This window comes from Massilibacillus massiliensis (assembly GCF_900086705.1).
In the GTDB taxonomy this organism is placed as follows: domain Bacteria; phylum Bacillota; class Negativicutes; order FLKF01; family FLKF01; genus Massilibacillus; species Massilibacillus massiliensis.
Map to the genome: position 1 here is coordinate 3901423 of NZ_LT575483.1, position 24980 is coordinate 3926402.

Annotated in this window: 21 protein-coding genes; 13 read left to right on the forward strand and 8 right to left on the reverse strand. The window is 34.6% G+C overall.

What is annotated here, in order from left to right:
- Positions 1-41: 41 nt before the first annotated feature.
- The 6 genes from hydG to BN6559_RS18660 all read left to right on the forward strand — a co-directional run bounded on the left by hydG (position 42) and on the right by BN6559_RS18660 (position 7394).
- Positions 42-1460 (forward strand): [FeFe] hydrogenase H-cluster radical SAM maturase HydG, encoded by a 1419-nt coding sequence (gene hydG, locus BN6559_RS18635; protein ID WP_110956127.1) that lies wholly within the window; start codon positions 42-44, stop codon positions 1458-1460.
- A gap of 126 nt (positions 1461-1586) precedes the next feature.
- Positions 1587-2045: a tRNA (uridine(34)/cytosine(34)/5-carboxymethylaminomethyluridine(34)-2'-O)-methyltransferase TrmL gene (gene trmL / locus BN6559_RS18640; RefSeq protein ID WP_110956128.1), complete on the forward strand. Its 459-nt coding sequence runs from the start codon at positions 1587-1589 to the stop codon at positions 2043-2045.
- 115 nt (positions 2046-2160) lie between these two features.
- The gene (gene murB / locus BN6559_RS18645; protein WP_456060977.1) at positions 2161-3078 is read left to right on the forward strand and encodes a UDP-N-acetylmuramate dehydrogenase; all 918 of its coding nucleotides are present in this window, start codon (positions 2161-2163) and stop codon (positions 3076-3078) included.
- 131 nt (positions 3079-3209) lie between these two features.
- The gene (locus BN6559_RS18650) at positions 3210-4814 is read left to right on the forward strand and encodes an MBL fold metallo-hydrolase RNA specificity domain-containing protein (RefSeq protein WP_110956130.1); all 1605 of its coding nucleotides are present in this window, start codon (positions 3210-3212) and stop codon (positions 4812-4814) included.
- A gap of 190 nt (positions 4815-5004) precedes the next feature.
- The gene (gene typA / locus BN6559_RS18655) at positions 5005-6816 is read left to right on the forward strand and encodes a translational GTPase TypA (protein WP_110956131.1); all 1812 of its coding nucleotides are present in this window, start codon (positions 5005-5007) and stop codon (positions 6814-6816) included.
- Between the two features lie 143 nt (positions 6817-6959).
- Positions 6960-7394 carry a cell division protein SepF gene (locus tag BN6559_RS18660; RefSeq protein WP_199884147.1) on the forward strand — a complete coding sequence of 145 codons (435 nt, stop codon included), beginning with the start codon at positions 6960-6962 and terminating at the stop codon, positions 7392-7394.
- A 60-nt stretch (positions 7395-7454) separates the two neighbouring features.
- Here the strand turns inward: BN6559_RS18660 and BN6559_RS18665 are convergent, their stop codons facing one another.
- Positions 7455-8360: an RluA family pseudouridine synthase gene (locus tag BN6559_RS18665; protein ID WP_110956133.1), complete on the reverse strand. Its 906-nt coding sequence runs from the start codon at positions 8358-8360 to the stop codon at positions 7455-7457.
- A gap of 126 nt (positions 8361-8486) precedes the next feature.
- Between BN6559_RS18665 and pepD the strand changes: the two genes are divergently transcribed.
- Positions 8487-9956, forward strand: a complete 1470-nt coding sequence (pepD, locus tag BN6559_RS18670; RefSeq protein ID WP_110956134.1) for a beta-Ala-His dipeptidase — start codon at positions 8487-8489, stop codon at positions 9954-9956.
- Positions 9957-9998: 42 nt separating this feature from the next.
- Here the strand turns inward: pepD and BN6559_RS18675 are convergent, their stop codons facing one another.
- From BN6559_RS18675 to BN6559_RS18685, 3 genes are read right to left on the reverse strand one after another with little or no spacing between them, the layout of a single operon-like run.
- Positions 9999-11291 (reverse strand): aspartate aminotransferase family protein, encoded by a 1293-nt coding sequence (locus BN6559_RS18675; RefSeq protein ID WP_110956135.1) that lies wholly within the window; start codon positions 11289-11291, stop codon positions 9999-10001.
- An 18-nt stretch (positions 11292-11309) separates the two neighbouring features.
- Positions 11310-13259 (reverse strand): peptidase U32 family protein, encoded by a 1950-nt coding sequence (locus BN6559_RS18680; RefSeq protein WP_110956136.1) that lies wholly within the window; start codon positions 13257-13259, stop codon positions 11310-11312.
- Positions 13260-13295: 36 nt separating this feature from the next.
- On the reverse strand, positions 13296-14168 hold the full coding sequence (locus tag BN6559_RS18685; protein ID WP_110956137.1) for an ABC transporter substrate-binding protein: 873 nt from the start codon (positions 14166-14168) through the stop codon (positions 13296-13298).
- Positions 14169-14458: 290 nt separating this feature from the next.
- Between BN6559_RS18685 and BN6559_RS18690 the strand changes: the two genes are divergently transcribed.
- The 3 genes from BN6559_RS18690 (at position 14459) to BN6559_RS18700 (ending at position 19580) form a co-directional block, all read left to right on the forward strand.
- Positions 14459-17863 carry a DNA polymerase III subunit alpha gene (locus tag BN6559_RS18690; protein WP_110956138.1) on the forward strand — a complete coding sequence of 1135 codons (3405 nt, stop codon included), beginning with the start codon at positions 14459-14461 and terminating at the stop codon, positions 17861-17863.
- 155 nt (positions 17864-18018) lie between these two features.
- Entirely contained in the window at positions 18019-18219 is a 201-nt protein-coding gene (locus BN6559_RS18695) for a putative signal transducing protein (protein WP_110956139.1), read from the forward strand.
- A gap of 20 nt (positions 18220-18239) precedes the next feature.
- On the forward strand, positions 18240-19580 hold the full coding sequence (locus BN6559_RS18700; protein WP_110956140.1) for a hypothetical protein: 1341 nt from the start codon (positions 18240-18242) through the stop codon (positions 19578-19580).
- 16 nt (positions 19581-19596) lie between these two features.
- Here BN6559_RS18700 and BN6559_RS18705 read toward each other — a convergent pair whose 3' ends face one another.
- Entirely contained in the window at positions 19597-20712 is a 1116-nt protein-coding gene (locus tag BN6559_RS18705; RefSeq protein ID WP_110956141.1) for an acyltransferase, read from the reverse strand.
- A 142-nt stretch (positions 20713-20854) separates the two neighbouring features.
- Here BN6559_RS18705 and BN6559_RS18710 point away from each other — a divergent pair, with 142 nt between their 5' ends.
- Positions 20855-21202, forward strand: coding sequence for a hypothetical protein (locus BN6559_RS18710; RefSeq protein WP_110956142.1), 348 nt, complete (start codon positions 20855-20857; stop codon positions 21200-21202).
- Positions 21203-21237: 35 nt separating this feature from the next.
- On the opposite strand, the gene BN6559_RS18715 is transcribed toward BN6559_RS18710, so the two are convergent.
- Positions 21238-21942: an SIMPL domain-containing protein gene (locus tag BN6559_RS18715; RefSeq protein ID WP_110956143.1), complete on the reverse strand. Its 705-nt coding sequence runs from the start codon at positions 21940-21942 to the stop codon at positions 21238-21240.
- Between the two features lie 19 nt (positions 21943-21961).
- The gene (locus BN6559_RS18720; protein ID WP_110956144.1) at positions 21962-22690 is read right to left on the reverse strand and encodes a M48 family metallopeptidase; all 729 of its coding nucleotides are present in this window, start codon (positions 22688-22690) and stop codon (positions 21962-21964) included.
- Positions 22691-22885: 195 nt separating this feature from the next.
- Between BN6559_RS18720 and BN6559_RS18725 the strand changes: the two genes are divergently transcribed.
- Positions 22886-23233, forward strand: a complete 348-nt coding sequence (locus BN6559_RS18725; RefSeq protein WP_110956145.1) for an ASCH domain-containing protein — start codon at positions 22886-22888, stop codon at positions 23231-23233.
- 268 nt (positions 23234-23501) lie between these two features.
- Positions 23502-24077: a GH25 family lysozyme gene (locus tag BN6559_RS18730; protein ID WP_110956146.1), complete on the forward strand. Its 576-nt coding sequence runs from the start codon at positions 23502-23504 to the stop codon at positions 24075-24077.
- A 93-nt stretch (positions 24078-24170) separates the two neighbouring features.
- Here the strand turns inward: BN6559_RS18730 and BN6559_RS18735 are convergent, their stop codons facing one another.
- Positions 24171-24875, reverse strand: a complete 705-nt coding sequence (locus BN6559_RS18735; protein ID WP_199884148.1) for a YczE/YyaS/YitT family protein — start codon at positions 24873-24875, stop codon at positions 24171-24173.
- Positions 24876-24980: the final 105 nt, after the last annotated feature.

Here is a 24980-nt window from a genome sequence, read left to right on the forward strand (position 1 = left end):
TTTGAGCAGAAATCTATGAAAAGTAAAGAGGCGTTTTAAGGATGTACAATGTAAAATCGAAAACTGCAACTGAATTTATTGACGACCAGGAAATTTTAGATACAATTGCTTATGCAAAAGCAAATAAAAGCAATCGTGCATTGATTACTGGTATTATTGAGCGTGCAAGAGCATGTAAAGGTTTATCCTATAGGGAAGCTGCTGTTTTATTAGAATGTGATTTAGACGATGCAAATAAAAAGATGTTTGATTTAGCAAAAGAAATCAAACAAAAATTTTATGGCAATCGTATTGTGATGTTTGCTCCTCTATATTTGTCAAATTATTGTATAAATGGCTGCGTGTATTGTCCATATCATTTAAAGAATAAAAATATTTCACGTAAAAAACTTTCGCAAGAAGATATTGCGCGTGAAGTGATTGCTTTACAAGATATGGGACATAAACGGTTAGCTTTAGAAACTGGGGAAGATCCGATACATAATCCGCTTGAATATGTATTGGAGAGTATTAAAACTATTTATAGTATTAAACATAAAAATGGAGCGATTCGTCGTGTTAATGTAAATATTGCAGCGACTACGGTAGAGAATTATCGTAAATTAAAAGAAGCTGGGATTGGTACCTATATTCTTTTTCAAGAAACTTATCACAAAAAAAGTTATGAAGAACTTCATCCGACAGGCCCAAAACGTGATTATGCATATCATACTGAGGCTATGGATCGTGCCATGGAAGCCGGGATCGATGATGTTGGGATTGGTGTTTTATTTGGTTTAAATATGTATCGATATGATTTTGTTGGCTTACTTATGCATGCACAGCATTTGGAGGCAACTATGGGGGTTGGACCGCATACGATTAGTGTGCCTAGGATTCGTCCCGCGGATGATATTGATCCAGAAAATTTTAGCAATGCAATCTCAGATGATATTTTCGAAAAAATTGTTGCAGTACTTCGGATTGCAGTTCCCTATACTGGGATGATTGTATCTACACGTGAGTCGAAAAAGACACGTGAACGTGTTCTGAAATTGGGTGTTTCTCAAATTAGCGGAGGCTCGAGCACAAGTGTTGGTGGGTACGTGGAACCTGAAGATGAGAATGATAATTCAGCGCAATTTGATGTGAATGACACTCGTACGCTTGATGAAATTGTAAATTGGCTGTTAAGTTTGGGATATATACCTAGTTTTTGTACTGCTTGTTATCGGGAAGGTCGTACAGGTGACCGATTTATGACGCTTGTAAAGGCAGGGCAAATTGCAAATTGTTGTCAACCTAATGCACTTATGACATTGAAAGAGTATTTGGAGGATTATGCAGCGGCGGATACAAAGGAGCGAGGGGAAAAAGTAATTTTGGAAGAACTTACACGGATTCCGAACGAAAAAGTAAGAAAAATTGCTGAAGAATATTTAACACAATTACATGAAGGAAAACGTGATTTTAGATTTTAATCATTTTTTAAGGGAATTAAAATCCTACTTGATAGTTTAGTAGGATTTTTTTTTTTTTTGTGGAATATATTAAGATTGTGTGTTTTGATTAAATAGATTGAAATGAATTTTTATAGAGGTGTAAGTATGCATATCGTATTGATTGAACCAGAAATACCAGGAAATACAGGAAATATTGCTAGACTTTGTGCGGCGACAGGCTGTGAACTTCATTTAGTAAAACCATTAGGTTTTTCTGTTGATGATAAATATTTAAAAAGGGCGGGGCTTGATTATTGGAGTTTAGTAAAAATACAATATCACGAAAATTTCTCCGAGGTTTTAGAACAGTATAGTGAACATAAGTTTTATTATAATACGACCAAAACAACGAAATCTTATAGTGAAATTAAATTTACTCCAGATGATTTTTTGGTTTTTGGGAAAGAAACTGCTGGAATTCCAGAAAATATTTTAAAAGAAAATTGGGAAAATTGTATTCGAATTCCGATGATCAGTGATGCACGTTCTTTAAATTTATCTAATTCTGTGGCGATCGTCGCGTATGAGGCACTAAAACAACAAAAATTCCCGAATTTGTGTTGAAGTTTTATTATACTAATTTAAAAATAGGATGAATAGCAATAGATTAGTAGAGTAACCCTAAAAAGACTATTAAAAAGGTGTATTTATAGTATTATTTGATTGGAGGAATGAATGTATCTTGCAAAAAAACAGTGAATTTATAGCATCGCTAAATAATATATTACCTAAATCGAGGGTTTTATTAGATGAGCCCATGAAAAATCATACAACATTTAAAATCGGTGGACCTGCCGATTGTTTGGTTTTACCTTCGACTGTCGAAGAGGTTGTAAATGTTTTTGGATTAATAAAAAAATATGGAATGCCATTTACTGTGCTTGGCAACGGATCTAATGTACTGGTCTTAGATAACGGAATACGTGGAGTTGTCGTTAAATTTGACGAGAGAATGTCTTATATGAAGTCTGAGGGAAATAAAATTTTTGTTGGTTCTGGATCACTGTTAAAAGATGTGTGTGTGTTTGCAGCAAGTTTATCTTTAAGCGGTATGGAATTCGCAATTGGTATACCAGGCAGTATTGGTGGCGCTATTTTTATGAATGCGGGTGCCTATGACGGAGAAATAAGTAATATTGTAACTAAAGTAACGGCGGTTTCATTAGATGGACAGATTACACACTATAATAAATCAGAGCTTGATTTTGGCTATCGGCATAGTATTTTTCAAAAAAATCACGATGTCATTTGTGAAGTGGAATTATCTTTAATTCAGGGAGAAAAAACTGTAATTGAAAGAAAAATGTCTGATCTCACGATGCGCCGTGAAAGTAAGCAACCGCTTGAAATGCCGAGTGCTGGGAGCACTTTTAAACGTCCAGAGGGTTATTTTGCGGGAACTTTAATAGAACAAACAGGCTTAAAAGGGTTTCGTGTTGGTGGTGCACAAATTTCTAAAAAACATGCCGGTTTTGTTGTGAATGCTGGTGAGGCCACAGCACAAGATGTATTAAATTTAATTCAAGAAGTACAGAAAATGGTTTATGAAAAACATGGGGTGAAATTGCATCCAGAAGTTAGAACTATAGGGGAATAATTTAAATGGTTATTGCATAGAAAATGCAGTAGCCATTTTTTTATAAAGGTAGATCGCCGTTATGTTAGTAAATGACGAATGGAATAATATTATGTTATAATATAGTTGAAATAAAGAAAGGTGGGAATTTTATGAAATTACAGTTTTTGGGCGCTGCACAGATTGTGACCGGATCATCTTTTTTAATTGAAGTAGCAGGGAAAAAAATATTGATTGATTGTGGTATGTTCCAGGGATCTAAAAGTGTAAGAGCATTAAATTATCAAGACTTTCTTTACGAACCAGTAAGTATAGATTGTGTAATACTCACACATGCACATATAGATCATTGTGGTTTGTTGCCTAAATTATGCAAACAAGGATTTAAAGGATCTATTTATGCTACAAAAGTTACAAGTGAATTATGTCATATTATGCTTCCTGATAGTGCGCATATTCAAGAATCTGATGCCGAAATTGCAAATCGTAAGGGAGCACGAGCAGGAAAAAAATATGTGGAACCTATATATACAATAGATGATGCTTTTGCAGCATTACAGCATTTTGTTCCTATTGCGTATAATAAGGACTTGCAAATAACGCCGGAAGTTATGGTTCGATTTAGCGATGCCGGACATATTATTGGTTCAGCTATTGTTGAGGTCTTTGTTACAGAAAATGATACTACGACTAAGCTTTTGTTTTCCGGTGATTTAGGGCAGCCTAATCAGCCTATCATAAAAGATCCTGCAATAATTCATGGTGCTGATTACGTAATAACTGAATCGACTTACGGAAATCGAGTTCATTTACATTATGATAAAGAAGATAAGCTGGCTGAAATTATTCAAGACACTGCAATGCGTGGCGGAAATGTCATTATTCCATCTTTTGCTGTTGGACGCACACAGGCATTGTTATTTTATCTGCATAAATTATGGCGGGCGGAAAAGATTCCGGCTATTCCGGTTATTATTGATAGCCCATTGGCGATTGCTGCAACACAAATTTTTGCACAAAACACCCAAGAATATGATGAAGAGTCAACAAAGCTTTTAACACACAATGGAAAACTACCAGAGATGCCTCAACTTGCTTTAGTGAAAACCGCAGAAGAATCTAAAGCTTTGAATAGTATGGAAGGTTCTAAGATTATTATTTCAGCAAGTGGAATGGCAGATGCCGGGCGCATTCTTCATCATTTAAAGCACAACCTGTGGCGAGCCGAATCTAGTGTAGTTTTTGTTGGATATCAGGCAGAAGGTAGTATGGGAAGACGTTTAGTTGAAGGTATTAAACGTGTGAAAATTATGGGAGAAGAAGTACGGGTTAAGGCTGAAATTTATAATCTGGATGGCTTTTCCGCGCATGCTGACCGCGATCAAATTATGGAATGGTTGGGACATGTGAAAGAGCCTAAACCTGCCAATATATTTTTGGTGCACGGTGAACCGGTGGCATCGCAGCCTTTAGCTGCGTTTATTCAGCAAAAGTTAGAAATTCCTACGTATATTCCTCGTTATGGTGATATTGCAATTATTGAAGGTCGAAATTGGCATATAGAGAAAGCTGATATTGTGATTGAGCCAGTTGTAAAAGATCTAGAAGAAATTTTAAGTTTAGCGGAGACAGAATATTTACAAGTGAAAAAACAAATGATAAATGTAGTGCTGCGTGAACCAAATAAATTATCTGATATAAAAATAAAAATAGACAAAGTCTTAAAGTATATGAAAAAAATAATGAATAATATTTGATTTTTTTGAGATAATAAGAGTCAGCTACGTGATAGAGCTGACTCATTTTTTAAAAATCATCAAACTCGATTTTTGTCAGAATAAAAAAATAATTGACATTGTTAAATTTGTATAATATGATGAACTGTATGCAAATTAAAAGAAATGCATGAATCATGCATTCTTTTTTTATTCTATTAGGAGGCTGATTATGGGTAAAAGAGAAGATATAAGAAATATAGCAATTATTGCTCACGTTGATCATGGCAAAACTACTCTAGTGGATGCAATGTTAAAGCAAAATGGCGTTTTTCGTGTAAATGAGCAAGTTGCAGAACGTGTAATGGATTCTAACGATTTGGAGCGTGAACGCGGAATCACAATCCTATCTAAAAATACAGCAGTTATGTATAATGATATCAAAATTAATATTGTGGATACACCTGGGCATGCTGATTTTGGCGGTGAGGTAGAACGTGTTTTAAACATGGTAGACGGTGTATTGTTGTTGGTGGATGCTTTTGAAGGTCCTATGCCGCAAACTAAATATGTTCTGCGTAAGGCTTTGGAACAAAAATTGAAGCCGATCGTAGTTATTAATAAAATTGACAGACCTGACCAACGTGTGGATGATGTCTATGATGAAGTTTTGGAATTGTTCATGGAATTAGGTGCTGATGATGATCAATTAGACTTTCCTGTAGTTTATGCTGCGGCACGGTCAGGTATTGCCAAATTGCAGATGGAAGATGAAAGTGATAATTTGAATCCATTGATGGATCTGCTTATCAAAGAAATTCCGGCGCCGACAGGCGAATTAGAAGGTCCGTTGCAAATTATGGTAACTACGCTTGATACGGATGAATATGTTGGTCGAGTAGCAATTGGTAGAATTATTCGTGGTAAGGCAAGCTACAATCAAAGCGTTGTAATTATTAATGGTGATATTGAAACAAAAACTCGTATCGGAAAATTGTTTACATATCAAGGATTGAAACGGGTAGAAGTGAAAGAAGCTGGACTAGGTGATATTGTTGCGATCACAGGGCTGGGCGATGTTAGCATTGGTCAGACTATTGCTGATGCTGAAAATCCAGAAGCACTTCCTAGTATAAATATTGATGAGCCTACTTTATCTATGACTTTTGCTGTAAACACGAGTCCATTTGCAGGTAGAGAAGGTCAATTTGTGACATCTCGCCATCTACGTGATCGCTTGTTTAAAGAAGTAGAAACGAACGTAAGTTTACGCGTTGAAGAAACCGATAATGCAGATACTTTTAAAGTTTCTGGCCGTGGTGAATTACATTTATCCATTTTAATTGAAACAATGCGTCGTGAAGGTTTTGAATTACAAGTTGGTAAACCAGAAGTTATCTATCGTGAGATTAATGGACAACGGTGTGAGCCTTTAGAAGCTTTAACAATCGATGTGCCACAAGAGTTCATGGGAACGGTAATGGAATCGCTTGGAACTAGAAAAGCTGAACTTGTGAATATGACAGAGTTATCTGGGTATCTGAGAATGGAATTTGTGATTCCTGCTCGTGGATTGATTGGATTCCGTTCGGAATTTTTGACCAATACAAAGGGGAATGGAATTATGCATCATTTATTCCATGGATATGTTCCTTATAAAGGTGATATCCCAGGACGTATTCGTGGTGCCTTAGTTGCCTTTGAGCAAGGTGAAACAACGGGTTATGGCATTTACAGTGTGCAAGATCGCGGAACAATGTTTGTATCCCCGAATCAACCTGTATATGAGGGTATGATTATTGGAGAAAATTCTCGTGAAATGGATATGGACGTTAACCCATGTAAGAAAAAACATGTGTCGAATATGCGGACAAGTTCTTCTGATGAGGCAATCCGACTAGTTCCACCTCGTATCCTAAGTCTTGAGCAAGCACTAGAATATATTAACAAAGATGAATTGGTAGAGGTAACCCCTGGAAGTATTCGTTTACGTAAAGCGGTTTTGGATAGGACGCAACGTGGTCGCGATCGTAAAAATGGCTGATTTTTTCTAAGATAAAGATTGTATTTTTATTTCCTGCAAGACCATGTTGATTTTTAACATTTGTTTTGCAGGAAATTTTTTATTCTTGTCGAATATGCACAATATTGGATATTGGAGAATAATTTGATATGGAGGCAGTTGCTATGTCTAGCCTATTTGATAAATTAACAAATGTTTTGATGCCTGAAGAGGAAGAACCAATAAGAGAAACAGCAGAGAGAAATTCAACTGAAAAAAGCATTTATGCAGGGCATCAAGATAAAACCGAAAGACCTGTTTTAACTGTACATACAAATCCAGATTTAAAAATTAAAGTTTTTGTGCCGACGACATTTGATCAAGCAAATTTAATTGCGAATTGTTTGAAAAACAAAGAAGCTGTTGTTGTAAATTATGAACAAGTGGATACCAAAGAACAACGACGTTTATGTGATTTTTTAAATGGTGTTTGTTATGTATTGGATGGCGGAGTACAGCGTATTACAAATGTAAGTGTTCTTTATGTACCGGAAAATGTGGAAATTAGCAAAGAATTGTGCGCTTATACAATGCCGATCTATGAAAAACAAGCAAAATAATGTTAAACATATGAAAAAGCCCGAAACTGTTTGATGTAAAGCAGTTTCGGGTTTGTATTTTTACTGTTGATAAAAATGAATTAAATTCTGCATATCAAGAGGAAGGGGGGCACATAATTTAATCCTTTCATTGGTTTTTGGATGGTGAAATTCAATTGTATGTGCATGCAAGGCTTGGCGCGTTATAAGGCAGGATCTTGTTCCATACATTTTGTCGCCGATGATGGCATGCCCTAAATGTGATAAATGCACACGAATTTGATGCGTTCTTCCTGTATCAAGATTCAATTCTAGCAAGGCGCAATTTTCATTGTAGATCTGTAGCGTTTTATAATGCGTAATGGCTGCATCGCCGTTAGCATTCACAATCCTTTGGTTCGGTTTTGTTGGATGTTTTGCAATAGCCTGCTGAATTGTACCTGCATGAGGTTCTAAATTTCCTTGAATCAGTGCTAGATAGCACCGCTTTAAAGTGCGATCCTTTAATTGTTTTTCTAATTGGGTTTGTGTGTAGCTATTTTTAGCGAATAAAATGCAGCCGGAAGTATCACGGTCTAAGCGGTGGAGTGGACGAATTGTGGTTAGAACATTTTTTGACTGAAAATAATACGCTAAAAAATTTGCAAGGGTATGATTTTGTGTATTGCCTGCTGGATGTACGAGTTGAAATGCTGGTTTATTTAGTATAATAACGTCAGGATCTTCATAAAGTATTTCTATTAATCCGTTTTCAGGAGCAACACCATAATCTGTGTCCTTTGGCATTACTACACAAAGTGTATCATTTATTTTTAAAATATAGTTTAAAAAGGTTACTTTATTATGGATTAAAATTCCTTTTGCATGTGTTACCTTTTGTATATTACGGCTTGAAAGATGAAGAACTTCTTTTAAATATTTTTCTACAGTAAAACCAGCATGATCCTTTATAATATTATATTTTTCAAATTGATTTTGTTTAAGCATGTTTGACCTCGCTTGATTGTAATATATAACAAGTATTATAACAAGAATAAGAGGGGTTTAATAGACGAATATTTGGATTCCGTAATATGATGAGAGAATAAAATTAAGATAAGTGAGGTAAAACAGATGGAAAATCTGACGAGAGAACAGGAAATTTTAAATAAAATAATTACAGAATTTGAAGCTTTGGCGAGTATACCGCGAAAATCTGGACATGAAAAAAAAGTTAGCGATTATTTATTGGAGAAGGCAAAAAAACTTAATTTAAAAGTCGTTCAAGATGAAGTAAATAATATTATTATTGATAAACCAGCGACGGCTGGTTATGAAGACATTCCAGTAACAATTTTACAATGTCATATGGATATGGTTTGTGTCTCAATTGAAGGGAAGCAATATAATCCGATTACAGATTCAATTCGAGTGATAAATGATGGTAAGTGCTTAAGCGCTGAAGGGACAAGCCTTGGTGCAGATGATGGAATTGGTGTGGCAGTAGCGATGTATATTTTACAGGACAAAGATATTGCGCATGGACCACTTCGTGTCATTATCACAGTAGATGAAGAAAATGGGATGACAGGCGCTAAAGCATTAGATAAAAAATATTTAAATGCTGGTTATCTAATAAATTGTGATTCTGAAGATGTTGATATTGTTACGATTAGTAGTGCGGGGAGTATTAATGTAGATTTAAAACGTACACCAAGTTGGCATGAACCTAAAAATACCGCCGCTTATAAATTTTCTGTAAGAGGTTTATTAGGTGGACATTCTGGTATGGAAATTAATAAGGGGCGTGCCAATGCGCTTCGGATCTTGGCACTTGCAATTCATACAATGGAAGAGGCAGAAATTAATTTTGAATTGGCTGATTTTCATGGCGGAACGGCAAGAAATGCAATTCCTGCTGATGCATATAGTACAATCATCATTAAAGATCTAGATATTTATAAGATGAATAATGTGGTTGCGAAAATGAATGCTTACATCAATACGACATTTGGTCAAGTAGAAAAAGGATATTATTTAGAATTTATGCCAACTTCAATGCCAGAAACTGTGCTATCCGAGTCAGATTGTAGAGCACTCATTGATTTTGTCTGTTTTGTAAAAAATGATGTGCTTGCAATGTCAAAAGAAGTTAATGGATTGGTAGAAACATCTTCAAATTTAGGTGTGGTTAGAATTAAGAAAGAAGAGATGAAACTGACTGTATATCCGCGTAGTTCAGTAGACGAGCAACTTGATGATTTTCAGCAGGAGCTTGAAACATTGGCAAAACGTTATAGCTTTGAAATAGAGTTCTCTGGTAAAGCTCCAGGATGGCCAGTAAATGTTCAAAGTAAATTAGCGCCTCTTATAAAACAAATTTTTGAAGAACAGAATAAAAAACCAATGCAAGCGGAGTCTATTCATGCAGGTCTTGAATGCAGTTGGTTTTATGAAAAAAACCCTCAATTGGATATAATCTCAATTGGACCTACTGTTACAGGCGTGCATAGTTATCATGAAAGGTTGCATTTAGATACTGTTGTACCGCATGTTCATTTAATCATAGAGACATTAAAACAACTGAGAAATTTTAGTAACTAAAAAAGGAACTGGGTGCAAAGTTTTGCATCCAGTTCCTTTTTACTACCATTTTAATTTAGAAAGAACATCGTCTAAAGAATTCAACATGGTATCAACATTTTGTTTTGTTATAATGAGTGGTGGCTGAAAGGCAAGAACGTTTCTATCAATGCCATTTTTACCGATGACGAAACCACGATTTTTCATTTCTTCAATGATAAAGTCTACTTCTTTACCTGCAGGTGTTTTATCGGAATGAACGATTTCTGCACCAAGCATTAAACCTAATCCTCTAATATCGCCGATACATGGATATTTTTCCTGTAATGTGGTTAAGCCAGCTCTCAATTGCGCTCCACGTTCTAACGCTTTTTGCGCTAGTTCGTTTTCTTGCATGTAGCTTAGTGTTGCAAGTGCAGCGGTAGAAGATACCGGATTGCCGCCAAGCGTTGAAGCTCCCGGACGTGTATAAGTATCAGCAATTTTTGCCGTTGCAATAAACGCGCTAATTGGCGTACCATTACCGAGTGCTTTTGCTACAGTCATGATATCTGGTACAACATCAAAGTTTTCAATAGCGAACATTTTTCCTGTTCGGCAAAAACCTGTTTGTACTTCATCAATTACCAATAGAATATCGTATTGGTTCAGAATTTCTTTTACACGTTTGAAATATCCTTTTGGTGGTGTAACAATACCTGCATTACCTTGAATTGGTTCAGCAAACAATGCAGCAACTTTGCCGGATGTATTTGTTTTAATCACATCTTCAATGGCATTCGCGCAAGCCAGATCGCATGTAGGATATTTTTTATCAAGTGGACAACGATAGCAATATGGGTTTGGTGCGAAACTGACGCCGCCGACAGGATTTGGATCAGTGCGCCACATACTTATACCAGTCATGCTCATTGTTAATTTCGTACGTCCATGTAATCCGTTTCTCAAACAAATCAATTCACTGTTACCAGTATAAATTGAAGCGAGCAGTGCAGCACCTTCATTTGCCTCAGTACCTGTAGAACAGAAAAAAGACTTTTGCAGGTCACCGGGCGTGATTTTTGCTAATTCTTCTGCTAAGTTAACAAAGTTCTCGGTTAAATAAGTATTGCAAACATGTTGTAGCGTTGTTACCTGTTGGCATATTTTATCTGTAATTTCCGGATTACAATGCCCACAATTGATAACAGAAACACCCGCAAAAAAATCTAGGTATTCTTTACCGGTAGAGTCGTATAAATATTGCATAGAAGCACGTGTAATCTGCATAGGTTCTTGATAGAAATGCCCAAGGCAAGGCATGATATATGATTTTTTCTTCTCAAGAATTTTTTCTGGTCCAATATAACTTTTCATAGTATTTTTAGCTCCTTTTTATCTGGAAATACGATAACGGAAGGCACCTACACCAAGTGCACGGGGACTAGATTGAGCAAGTTTTTCCGTGCGAATTTTATCGTAATGATAGTTTTGACCATCATTTATTATCATATTGAGTTCTTCACGGTAAGTTTTTGTTACAATTCCGACAAGTTCTGATGTATAGTGCTGTGCTTCAATACGATAAGAAGCTGCACCTATTAATTTTGAAATATATGGTAACAAACACAGGTCTTTGGCGAATAAAATATGATTTCGTCCATATTGGTCAATTCTGATTGGATGAATTTCACCTGCAGTATCTAAAAGTGCAAAATGTTTATCGCACAGCGTTGGATTTTCAAGATGGTTATAACCTAAACTCATAGCAGGAATATTGTGGTCAGCTAACATAGATTCTGTAGCTCCATGGACGATCAGCTCGATGGGCAGGAAACTTTTAGTAAGCAATTCTTTTATTTGTTCAAAAGTAGCTTCTAAAGAGGTTGTAGCCATTGTGGCGCCGTTATCTTTTAAAAATTTTGCAGCTAAATGATTGAATGTATTAAAAGAAAAATCAGTTTGCAATGGTATCGTAGTTATTTGTTTTGCAAGATTAAAACTACCTAGATTGCTAACCATAATGCCAGCTGGTTTGATGATATTGAGTGCAGTAAATAGTTGTTCAAGTTCGCCGCATTCACGTTCCATTGTTGCTCTTGGCGTTGTCACTACAACTTTTGTATCATATTTTTCGGCTGATATAATAGCTTCACGAATAGCTTCAATTGTCCAAGGTTTATTTGGTCTAAATGTTTCGCCGCCAACATAAACAACATCCGCACCGTTTTGACAAGCACTGATTAGCCCTTTCATATCGGCTACACGTACGGATAGATTTGGTTTATAATTGTCCGAGATAGCAAGGGGAGCATTGTCGTTTTTTATAGTCACAAGAGAGTGGACACTGGCTTCTTTTACTGCTTGGCTGAAGAAGCGAGGTTCACGTTCTCCTGTAAATCCAATGGCAGACGAATCAGGCTTGCCTAGTGCAAAACAAGTAGAGAAATCACGGGAACGATTTTCATATAAATCACTCCAGTCTTCTTCATTGGTAACATATCCTGTAGGATCAGCAATATAGCTGTCAATTGCTTTACGATATGTTTTCACGATACGTTCCACAAAAGCGGCAGTCCGCATACGACCTTCAATTTTGAAAGAGTGTACGCCAGCTTGAATCAATTCAGGAATGTTTCGATACATACACATATCCTTTAATGCTAATTTATAAGGGCCTGGGCCGTTCTCATCAAGTATTTCCTTGGTATTTTCATCAATTAGCTTAAACGCCCAACGGCATGGTTTTAAACAACGGCCGCGATTGCCGCTTTGTCCAAATAAAATTCCTGAATGATAGCACTGACCACTCTGGGATATACACATGTCACCGTGCATGAAATATTCAACTTCTATGCCTGTACGTTCTTTAAAGAGACTGAGTTGAGATAAAGTCATTTCACGACCTACGACAATTCTGGTAATGCCATATTCTTTTAGCTTATTGATCGCATGTTCATTATGTGTATTCATCATAACTGATGTGTGAAGTGGAATGCTGATATTTAATTCCTTTACCAATTCGAGTACGGCTAAATCTTGTACTAATAGAGCATCTGGTTGAATCGTTTCCAAATAAAGTAAATATTCGCGCATGGGTTCAATTTCATGATCGCTCAATAAATTGTTGATTGTGATATAAAGTTTTACACCATGTGCATGTGCATATTCAATTGCTTTTTTTAATTTTTCATCGTCAAAATTTGTGTCTGTACGGTGCATACGCATATTAAAGCGTTTTCCGCCTAGATATATAGCATCAGCACCAGCCCGGATGGCTGCTTCTAACACTTCCCAAGTACCGGCAGGTGCGAGAAGTTCGACTGATTTACGGGTTAACAACATGAGGTCATCTCCTTATGAATATAGTAAATAAAATAATTATTGGTAAATTTCTTTTGCCTTGTTACGTATTTCATCGGGAATCTCGATGCCTAAATTATCTGCGACAAAGGCATTAATTAAAATTTCCGGTGTTTTTGTTATACCAACGGGAATATGGCGGATTTTCCTGCCGTCAACTAAGATTTCCTTTGCTTGTTTTGCACATGCTTTGCCAAGCAGACTATGATTTGCGACAAGGGCACCTAAAGAACCAGCAACTACATTTGGTGCGTGTGATGCAATAATTGGTATATTTACTGCATCTGTATAGTATGCAATGCTTGCAAAGTTTTCTTCAACGATTTTGCCTATTGGTAAAAATAATGCATCAAGGTCTGGAGAAAGTGTTTCTTCTAATAACGAGAGATCTTCTCGCGAAGAGATTGTAATTTCTTCAAGGTTAAATTTTCCGTTACTTGCTAGACGAAAATTCTTTGCCTCTATTAAAGAGTTTGGGTCCTCTGTATGATATAACATACCTAATTTTTTTGCATTTGGTAAGAGTTTTTGTATAAAAGATATTTTATCTATCGCATTTACCATTCCGCTCATTCCGGATAAATTTCCTCCTGGAGCATCGAAACTAGCAACTAGTTTTGCACTGACTGGATCAAAAACAGGGGTAAATAATACAGGAATATTACCCGGTATACTTCCAGCGGCAGAGGCTGCTGGAGTAGAGCAAGCAAAAATTAGATCAACATTTAAATCAGCTAATTGATGTGCAAGCTTTGGTAGCTCATTTACGTTGCCATCTGCATTCAAATAATGAAATTTCGCTTCAATAGATAATTCTTTTAAACCTTCTTTGAAACCATGAACGGCATCATCGAGATTTTGTGTTAATTGTAAAATGCCTATATGAAACAAATACATACACCTCGTTTATATAATTTTAACTTATAAATCTTCAACAAAGTTATAAAAAATACCTGCAAAATTTGACGACAATATTGAAAACATATTGAATTTTGTTCGTATATAAGGCATGATAATGAAGGGATAAATTAGAAATTGAGAAAGAAAATTTTTAAAGGATTTAAATTGTATTTCGTCGAACATTGCTAATTACATTATTTCGGTGTAAAAATAAAGGATTTTATAAAGAAATAAGACTTTAGTTTGATCGTGTTTTAATACAGAGAAAGGTAATATAGAGTATGAACAATAAAGAATTTGTCCATCTTCATGTACATACAGAGTATAGTTTGTTAGATGGTGCAAGTCGTATTGACGACTTGATTGAAAAGGCAAAAAAACTCAATATGCCAGCGATAGCCATTACAGATCATGGTTCAATGTATGGTGTTATTGATTTTTATAAAGCAGCAAAAAAAAATGGGGTTAAACCAATTATTGGCTGTGAAGTATATATTGCGCCGAAATCACGTTTTGATCGAATGTCAATTCGTGGTGAAACATATTATCATTTGATTTTACTTGCAGAAAATCAAACAGGATATCAAAATTTAATAAAAATGGTTTCTTTGGGCTATAGTGAGGGATTCTATTATAAACCGCGTATAGATAAAGAATTGCTCCGTGAATATAGTGAGGGAATCATTTGTTTAAGTGCTTGTATTGCGGGTGATATCCCTTCCGCAATTATTCGTGGTGAGCATGAACATGCGGATGAGCTAGTACAGGAGTATCTTGATATTTTTGGGAAAGATCATTTTTTTATTGAAATACAAGATCATGGTATCCCAGAAGAAAAAACTGCGAATCAAGGATTAATTGCATTAGCTCGAAAATATGATGTCGGACTAGTAGCGACAAATGACTTGCATTATATCAATCAAAGTGACCATGAATTTCATGATGTACTGCTATGTATTCAAATGGGGAAAACGGTTGACGAAGAAAATCGTATGAAATTTCCTAATGATCAATTTTATTTGAAAAGTGCAGAGGAAATGGAAACCCTATTTTCTTCTTATCAAGAAGCTTTGGATAATACTTTGAAAATTGCTGAACGGTGTAATGTAGAATTTACCTTTGGACAATTGCATTTGCCTGTTTTTCCTGTTCCGGAGGGAATTACAGATGTTGCATATCTCAGACAACTGTGTGAAGAACAGCTGCCTTTAAGGTATAAAAAAATTACAGAAGAAATTCGTGAACGATTAGAGTATGAATTATCGATCATTCATACAATGGGATATGAGAGTTATTTCCTGATTGTATGGGATTTTATTAATTATGCAAGAAAAAATAATATTGCAGTAGGGCCTGGACGTGGATCAGCAGCTGGAAGTATTGTAGCCTACTTACTTGCAATCACAAATATTGATCCATTGAAATATAATTTACTATTTGAACGTTTCTTAAATCCAGAACGGGTAACTATGCCAGATATTGATATTGATTTCTGTTATGTTAAAAGAGAAAAGGTTATCGACTATGTTGTAAATCGGTATGGAGAAGACCACGTGGCGCAAATTATTACCTTTGGTACGATGGCTGCAAAAGGTGCGATTCGCGATGTTGGACGAGCGCTTAACATGACTTATGGTGATGTGGACCGTGTAGCAAAAATGATTCCAAATGAATTAGGCATTACGTTAACAAAAGCTTTGAAAAACAATCAAGAGTTACAACAGGCTTATAATGAAGAGTCTGCCGTCAAAAAACTAATAGATTTAGCAATGCAAGTTGAAGGGTTGCCTCGTCACGCATCGACGCATGCGGCAGGGGTTGTAATTGCGCGCAATCCGCTTACAAGTTATGTACCGGTTCAGACTTCTTCTGATGGATTTGCGGTAACGCAATTTGATAAAGATCGTGTAGAAGAATTAGGCTTATTGAAAATGGATTTTTTAGGGTTGCGTACACTTACTGTAATCAGTGATGCAATAGAATTAATAAAGGAAAATCGCCATTTCACAGTTGATATAGAAGCGATTGATTTGGAAGACAAGAAAACAGCAGAGATGTTATCTTCTGGTGACACTGGCGGTGTATTTCAAATGGAATCCTCTGGAATGACAAATCTAGTAAAAGATTTAAAACCAGAAGGGTTTGCTGATATTATCCCGCTAGTGGCGCTTTATCGGCCCGGACCGTTAGGAAGTGGAATGGTAACTGATTTTATCAATGGACGACATGGAAGAAAAACGGTGACTTATTTACATCCATTATTAGAACCGATTTTAAAAGAAACCTTTGGTGTGATACTGTATCAGGAGCAAGTTATGCAAATTGTCCAAGTTTTAGCAGGTTTTACACTTGGACAGGCTGATTTGCTTCGTCGAGCTATGGGCAAGAAGAAGCATTCGATTCTAGAGGCACAAAAGGAGAACTTTTTAAATGGCGCTAAGAAAAACGGAATAGATCCAAATTTGGCAAAAGAGATCTTCGATTTAATGGCACATTTTGCTGATTATGGTTTTAACAAATCACATAGTGCAGCATATGCTCTCGTTGCTTATCAAACAGCATATTTAAAGGCGCATTATCCACAAGAATTTATGGCGGCAATGCTATCGAGTGTTATGGCAACAAACGATAAAATTGGTCATTATACAGAAGAATGCCGACATATGGGAATCGCTGTTTTACCACCCGATATCAATGCAAGTAAAGCTTCTTTTACAGTAGACCATGATGTAATACGTTTTGGTCTTGCAGCGGTAAAAAATGTGGGTGATAATGCAATTGCAAATATTGTTAAGGCACGTGAAAAGGATGGAGAATTCACTTCGATTGTTGATTTTTGTACTAAAATTGATATGCGCGTTGTAAATAAACGTGTGATTGAGAGTTTAATTAAATGCGGCGCTTTTGATTCACTTGGAGCAAAGCGTTCTCAATTGATGGCTGTTCTTGAACGAGCAGTCGAAACTGCTGCTAGTAAACAAAGAGATCGTGCAAATGGGCAAATCGGTCTATTTGGCACGGAAACAATGGAAGATGTAGATGATCTTGTTATGCCGGATATAGAAGAACTACCCAAAGAGCAAATTCTAGCATTTGAAAAAGAAATGACAGGTTTTTATATTACAGGGCATCCGTTGGATAAATATCGCAAGCAGATACAAAATTTTATATCAATTGAACAAATTGTATCAGGTGAACTTGGCGATCATAAACTTGTTAAGTTTTTGGGAATCATTGTTACGGCAAAAAGGATAACAACGAAAAAAGGGGATACAATGTGCTTTCTAGAAGTAGAAGATTTCACAAATAAAGTTGAAGTAATTGTTTTCCCAAAAGTTTTTTATCAATCAATGAAAGCTTTAGTGCCCGATATGTCAGTCGTTGTTAGCGGACGCATGAATGTAACCGATGAGGGCGTTAAAATCTTAGCCGATCAGGTTTGTTTAATTGAGGAATATCAACCAGAAATAAGAATTAAAATTCAAAGAGAGCAGGAAAATGCAGACGTGTTTGACCTGTTGAAACAAATATTTTTTGAGCATAAAGGAGAAAGCACAGTTTTTTTGCAGTTGCTTGGCAGTAATAAATTAATAAAGACAGAAAATAAATTTTGGATTTCACCAACAGAAACAGTGATCAATAAAATTGAAAATCTTTTAGGAAAAGGTTCGGTACAGGTAAAATGAAAAATTAAAATGTATAATATGTCGTATTTTGTATAATCTATAATAGATAAAATATTTATATTGAGATTAAGCAGGAATCGTTCATTCGATGGAGAAAGCAACAATAACGCAAAACGTAAACATGCAAACTAAAAAATACTTGGAGGAGAAGTTTTATGTGGACGTCTATATATATTGCAAACAATAAAAAACAAGCAGAGAATTTAAAACAATTATTAAGTGATGAAGGTATTCTTGCTAATATTCGTCCAGTAGGGCTTGCAGCTACAACCGGCGATGGAATGTATGAGATTCAAGTATTGGAGTCGGAAGTTGATGAAGCACAAACGATTATTTGTCAAGGTGTTACTAAATAGTTAAATAAAAGGAGGTATCTATGCTCCAGGGAATAGGGCTCTTGAAACAATGTTTTTCAATGCGAGTTTTTGACTGGCAGTATAAATACTTGAGTTGGCAATTAAATCAATGCATTAGACAGAATAAAATGAGTTCAAAAAAAATAGCAGGATTGATGCGAAAAATATATTCCTTTCTTTATCTTGCTATGCTTCGGAAAGATGAAGTTATCGCATATAAAATGGTAGACTTATTGAAACTTGCTTATGGCGAGAGTATTTTTCGTAAGGACGAGCCAATTAGGCTGATGAATTTATGTATTGCTTCGATGAATGAAAAGCAATTTGCTATAACAGGCTACATATTGGATGTCTATAAACCGCTTATGAAAAATTTAGTTGGCGAAAAAAATAAAGAAATTTTAGAACAACTTATTGTTGTTGGTAATATTGCGAAAAAGATGGATAATCCTTATATTTTTATTAAAGTTGCAAATTGTATTTTTGAGGGTGTTAAAAAGATTGAATGCAGACAGCCTGAATACGCGCTTGCAATACTTGAAGCAATAAGAAGTATAGGGTTAATTGCGATAAAAAGCCATGATCATGCATTGTTTAAAGAAACAACTGAAGTTTTGGGTTCATTAGAGTTTGGTGATACGAGTGAAGTGGATAAGAAATTTGTTTTATTACTAACCAGTTGGATATACCAAATTGTAAAAAATGATGATGTAGAATTATTTCTTTTATTTAAAAAAATGTGTATTTGTTTGTTAGAGCAAGATATTTTTATTCAAATGGTCTTAGTTGACTTCGTTAAAGAATGTGCGAATTTTGCGGGAATGATTGCCGCAAACACTCGGCTAAAATGTGGAATGCTATTGTCCTCGCTTTTATTAGAGATAACGCAGAATCGAGATATACAGACAATACAGAGCGCAGTACACGTTACAAGCAATATTGCGAAAATGGCGATTGATTTACATGGAGTTAAGTTAGGTTTTCCTTTACTGTTTCCTTTATTAGAAAAGGGCAGAGCTCTATTGAATGGTGAATTAAAGTTTGTCAATTACAGTGATGAATTACAGAAACAAAATTTATTTGTTTTGATTAAGAATTTCGTTCTATTATTAGATTTACTTACGAATAGAAATAAAAGAAAAATTATTGATTTATTAGTACAAATCAATGTAATTTGGCTTACCTATTTTAAAAGGGAAAAAAATAGACGATCTGTAAATCAATATTGTCAGCTTGTTCTTAAATATCTACTTGATACTCGTCAGAACTATAGAAAACATTTATGTGATGCAAGCAGTGCCTTAGTCGAGAATGATTTGTTTACGGAAAATGAAAAAAAACGCTTAGGATTATTAAAATAATCTAAGCGTTTTTTCATTATTTTTGTTTTGGAGATATACCAATTAATAAAAGATTCATCAACGGAACTCTGTTCCCAAGATTTCTGGCTAATTTTGCAGCAAAAATACTGAGAAAAACTACTGCACAATAAAATGCAATTGTGATTGGTGCAGTCATTAAATGTCCTGTATAAGAGACAAATTGGTATAAGTAGTGAATAGCCAAAGGATGAAATAGATAAGCAAAATAAGAATGTTTCCCAAACGTAGATAGTAAAGTTTCTAAAGCAGTTGGTATTTTCGAAAACGTAAATAAATAAAAAAAGAAAATTGTTGCACCGATTGTATAAAAAATTCCGGCAGGACTAAGTTGATGTGCCATATTAATTGCACCTTCTGGCGTATATTGTTTGCAATAAATTAAATAATAATAGTAACTTAATAATGAAAACAAACTAATAGCAAAGAAAGTTTTAATTGATAAAGAATGTTTCTGCATGCTTCTATAGAATGTATCATAATGTAAAGCGCAGTATCCGCCGAAAATGAAGATAAATATATAATGAAGCACCCAATAATTTAAACGATATTCGATCAATAAATTTAACAAATTTGAATTCAAATTTGCTGTTAATACAAAACTGGAATAATAATCAAAAATAATTTGTAAAATTAATAATATGGATAATTTTAATATGGTCATATTTTTTATAAGCCAAATCCATAAAGGCATCAAAGCATAAAACCATAATAAGATAACAAGAAAATATAGTTGATAAGAAGACAGACCGAAAAACAGGTTTCGTATCAGTGTAGGGATAGACCAAAAAGAATAATCTCCATAAGTAAATGTGTAATGGGCAATATAAATGAAAGACCAAGATAAGTAAGGAATGAGCACAGATTTGAAGCGTCGTTTCATAAATTGTATGTAATGAAATTTTTCCTGTAAATTTAGATTGTACAATAAGCCAAATGCTGATATAAAGAAAAAGATTGGTACACTAAATCTTGTGAAGATTTCAAAGAAAGCAACCAGATGAATATTGCTAAACGGATTGCTTAAATATTGTGAACCGGTGTGTATTCCAATAACGCCTAGCATAGATATGCCACGAATGTATTCAATGGCTTTAATTCGTTTTTTCGTCATGATGAACTCCTATTTTATAGCTATATGCTAATTCGTGATTTATTTATTATAAAATGCAATTAGAAATAAGTAAATAAACTTTTCAATAAACGACAAAAAGTGTTAAAATAATATAAGATAGAGAAGTTGGGAGGACATTATTATGCAAAACATTACGATACAGTTGCTTGCAGTTTTTATTTTAAGTGGGCTATTAAAAATCATAGTTCATATGATTTTTGGCGATGGAACATTTGCATTAGTCAGTGGCATTTTAATAGATATTATAGTTTTAGGAATTATTTATATTTTAATGAAAAATTATAGATTTTTAAATATACGTAAAATGATGTTATTTATTAGCGGAATTACATTAATTTCGGTTTTGGTTGACATGGGAATTTTACGTGGCGATATTGGGAATTTGATCATTTTAGCAGTTTTGGGATGGGTGATGTTTGGGAAAAATGGTTTTTTCGGGGGTGGAGGTAGTTCGAGAAGAATACGTTAAATCCAATAAAAAAAGCTGCTTTTAAGCAGCTTTTTTTATTGGATTTCAAATACTACATCAACATCAGCGGTTGCGTTAATGTTTCCGGGATTTATTGGAGTCGTAGCACTGAGACTGTCCTTTAACATCAATCTTGAAAAATTGTGACTGCCTACAGACGTGCTTGTTTCGGTTGCCGACAAAACGTTAACGATTCGCTTGTCCAAGGCTTTGGAAATGATTTCTGCCTTTGCTCTGGCATCTTGAACAGCACCTTGCAAAGCTTGCTGCTTAATTCGTTTGTCATTTTTTATTGTGAAATCAATTGAATTAATCGTATTCGCACCGGATTGAATGCTTGCATCAATGAGAGCTCCTATTTTAGCAATATCGTCAATTGTAACGGAGATTGTATTATTTACTTGATAAGCAACGATTTCTGTAGTTTTATTATTGTCGTTGTTATATGTAGGATAAAAAGTATAACGCGTAGTGACAATTTTATCTTCTTCAATTCCCAGATCGATTAACTTAGCTCTAATATTTGTGGCAATTACGGCATTCTGCTGTTCTGCAATATTTGCAGTTCTTGCAGAGTTCGTAATGCCGATATCAATGGTTGCTTGATCTGGAGTAGCGGTTACTATAGAATTTCCGTGGACTGTGATTGTACTGGCTGAAGAAGACTCGTTGTTTGCATAACTTATTGGAATAACTGTAAACATACAAATTAGGAAAACTAAAACTTTTATTAATTTCATGGAAAAAACTCCTTTAATTTTAATTTGTTTTTGGTAAAGTTTGCATCATTAAATAACTGTTTTCCTTTAGCCATAGTTGGTGATCAATATAATTAGGGCAGTGTGTTTTTACCAATAGCCAAAAATCTTTAGAATGATTTAGAAACACACGGTGTGATAATTCATGGATAACGAGGTAATCCATGGTTTCTTCTGGAGCCATGATAATACGCCAATTATAGTTTATATTACCGAGTGAAGAACAGCTGCCCCAACGTGTTTTTTGATCTTTGATTGTAATACGATGAATGGTTACCCTTAACTTTTTGCCCCAAAAAGTTGTTTTTTCTTTAAGTACTATAGATGCTTGCTTTAAATACCATTTTCGTAAAAGTGTATCAATGGAAACCGGATGACTTTCATATAAATTTACCAGTAACTGATTTAAATTTACCCGAACAGAAGGTTTTCGTAAACTAAATGTTAAATTTAAGGTAAGCAGGTTGCCCTTAAACAATAATTTTGTGCCATTTACCAAATCCGTTCGTGAATTTTCTTTATTGTTATTCGGAAATTCGAAACAGGTATTTTGTTTTACGATCCAGTTTGCTTTTTCTTGAAGAAAATAAGGAATTTCTTCTGCTGAGATATTTTTTGGTGCTTTGACTTGTAAGGTATTTTTCGCAATCATTTTTATTTGTAAAGTTTTGCGGTTCTGATGTTCAATCGTATAGGAATAGATTTGATTGGCTAAAGAAATAAACAGCATTAATTTATTACCTCAAAACATAATAGACTCTATTTGTATAATATAAGATTGTAACTCTATTTGTAAAGTGGAAAATGTAGTTTGTCTATAGTCAGAAGGTATTTTTACTTTATAAAAAATCAAAAGCATGCTAAAATTTAATACAAGATAAGAGGTTTTTATCTAAAGCGATTTAATGTAAAGGAGAGACTTTAAATGCTTGCACTTAATTTTCAATCAGAAAAACATGAAAAATTATTACTTGCTAGACAAAAAAATTGTACTGTTAGACTAGGGGACGTACGTGAGTATTATCCGGAAAATTCAATTGTGTGGATTACAACAGGTGTAAAATTTGAGCCTAAACGTAAATTGTTTACAGCGTTTATTGATAAAACTCAAGTAAAAACAATGGCTGATTTGACATCAAATGATTTAGGGCATCAAAATCCTGATATTAAAACGCGAGATGAGCTAATCGCCGATTTCGAGAGGATTTATAAAAAAAGAATTACTTTAGAAGATACGGTTACTGTAATTTATTTTTCAGAAGTAACTGAATAATAGCATGAGTTCATGCAAAGGGAGGGACGGAGCTTACCGTTCTTTTTCTTTTATTTAGGAAGAAATATTTGTAATATAAAATCAAGCTTGCTATAATTTAATGGTAAAATAATACAAATTAACTTTGTCCATAGGATAATAAAAAACGTTGTACTAATATTTCATTTTGAATATTTTAAGTAAATACTTAAATAAAAGGTCTTCTTTAAAGGTGAAAACAGTATCTTTGATAGAGTACTATTTTACTTAAACGAAAGAAGGGAAAAGAATGAAATTAATTGATATCTCTGCTTGGCAAGACCATGTTGACTGGAATGCCGTATGTAAAGAAGGGATAAAAGGTGTTATTGTTAAGCTTGGTGAAGCTGGCAACTTGGATAAGAAGTTTATTGAACATGTACGCAATGCAGCTGCACATAGACTAAAATATGGTGTGTATTTTTATGCGCATGCGCAGTCTATCGACGAAGCAGTTAAAGAAGCTGAATGGGTTGATACGCAGATAAAAAAACACTTAGATGGGAAAAATCCCGAACTTGGAATTTGGTATGATGCGGAAGAGAAGAAGATGTTAAAAGGTGATGTGACAGCCAGTTGTAGTGCATTTGTTAGTACACTCAATGCAATAGGCTATGTTTATGTGGGAATTTATAGTTCCTATAGTTGGTTCAAGGATGTTATTAATATGGATCAATTAGCTGATTATGTTCCCTATTGGGTAGCGCAATATAATTATTGCAATGATTTAATTTTGGAGAAACCAAATAAAAGGATCCGGATTTGGCAATTTACAGATCACTATTCAGATGATTTGCCCTATGATGGTGATATTTATTATGAATGAATAATAGAAAAATTTTAGGTGATTTTGTGTAGTTTCAAATTTTTAATTAGATAAAGTCAGTCGATAAAGCGTGTGTTAAACACACGCAGTTTTTTATTTATCAGATAAGTCGTCATGTTTTTTTATTAATTCATCTGGTAGTTTGGTAAAAGGGCTATGAAAGATAAGTTCGCCGCGCTTGTCTATGTAGCTTAAATGTTTGATATAAAAATTAGCTATAGAGCCTGTGATCAAGGCGGAAATTAGAGTTCCTTCACGAATTCCAAGAATCTCATTAAAGTAAAGTAATGAGAATAGAATAGCAATAAGAACCAAACTCATATCAAACATAGTTTTTGTACGACCAAAATTAAATTTCCAGCGTGTAACAATTGCAGTTACAATTCCTTCTGCAGGTAACACAATAACATGAGCAATAACTTCTAATGCGACACCTAAAGCAAGGCTGCACGAGCCTAAAAGTGTTATACAAAGTTTACTGATATATGATCCAAGAGGTACAAAGTTAAGTAGAAACATTGTAAGGTCAATGAAAAGGCTGAAAATTACGGTCATTGGAATTTGTAAGAACTGAATATATTGAAACTGTCGTTGTAAAATTAAAATTTGTCCAAGTAGAAATAGCATGTTGACGCTAAATACAAAAATACCTAGAGAAATTGAATACTGCAGGCTGAAAATATAAGGTATACTGGATATCGGTGATGTACCAATCATACTTTTAACACCACAAGAGATTCCGAATGCAACGAAGAATAGACCGCAAATAAATAAAAAATAACGTTTGATTATGGTCACAAAAGGGCCTCCTTTAGAAAGTAGATGTAAAAATATCAACAAAAGCGGGGCGGAAGAATAAATTTACGCTTTTTAATAAAATATCAAAAGATATCTGACAGCTTA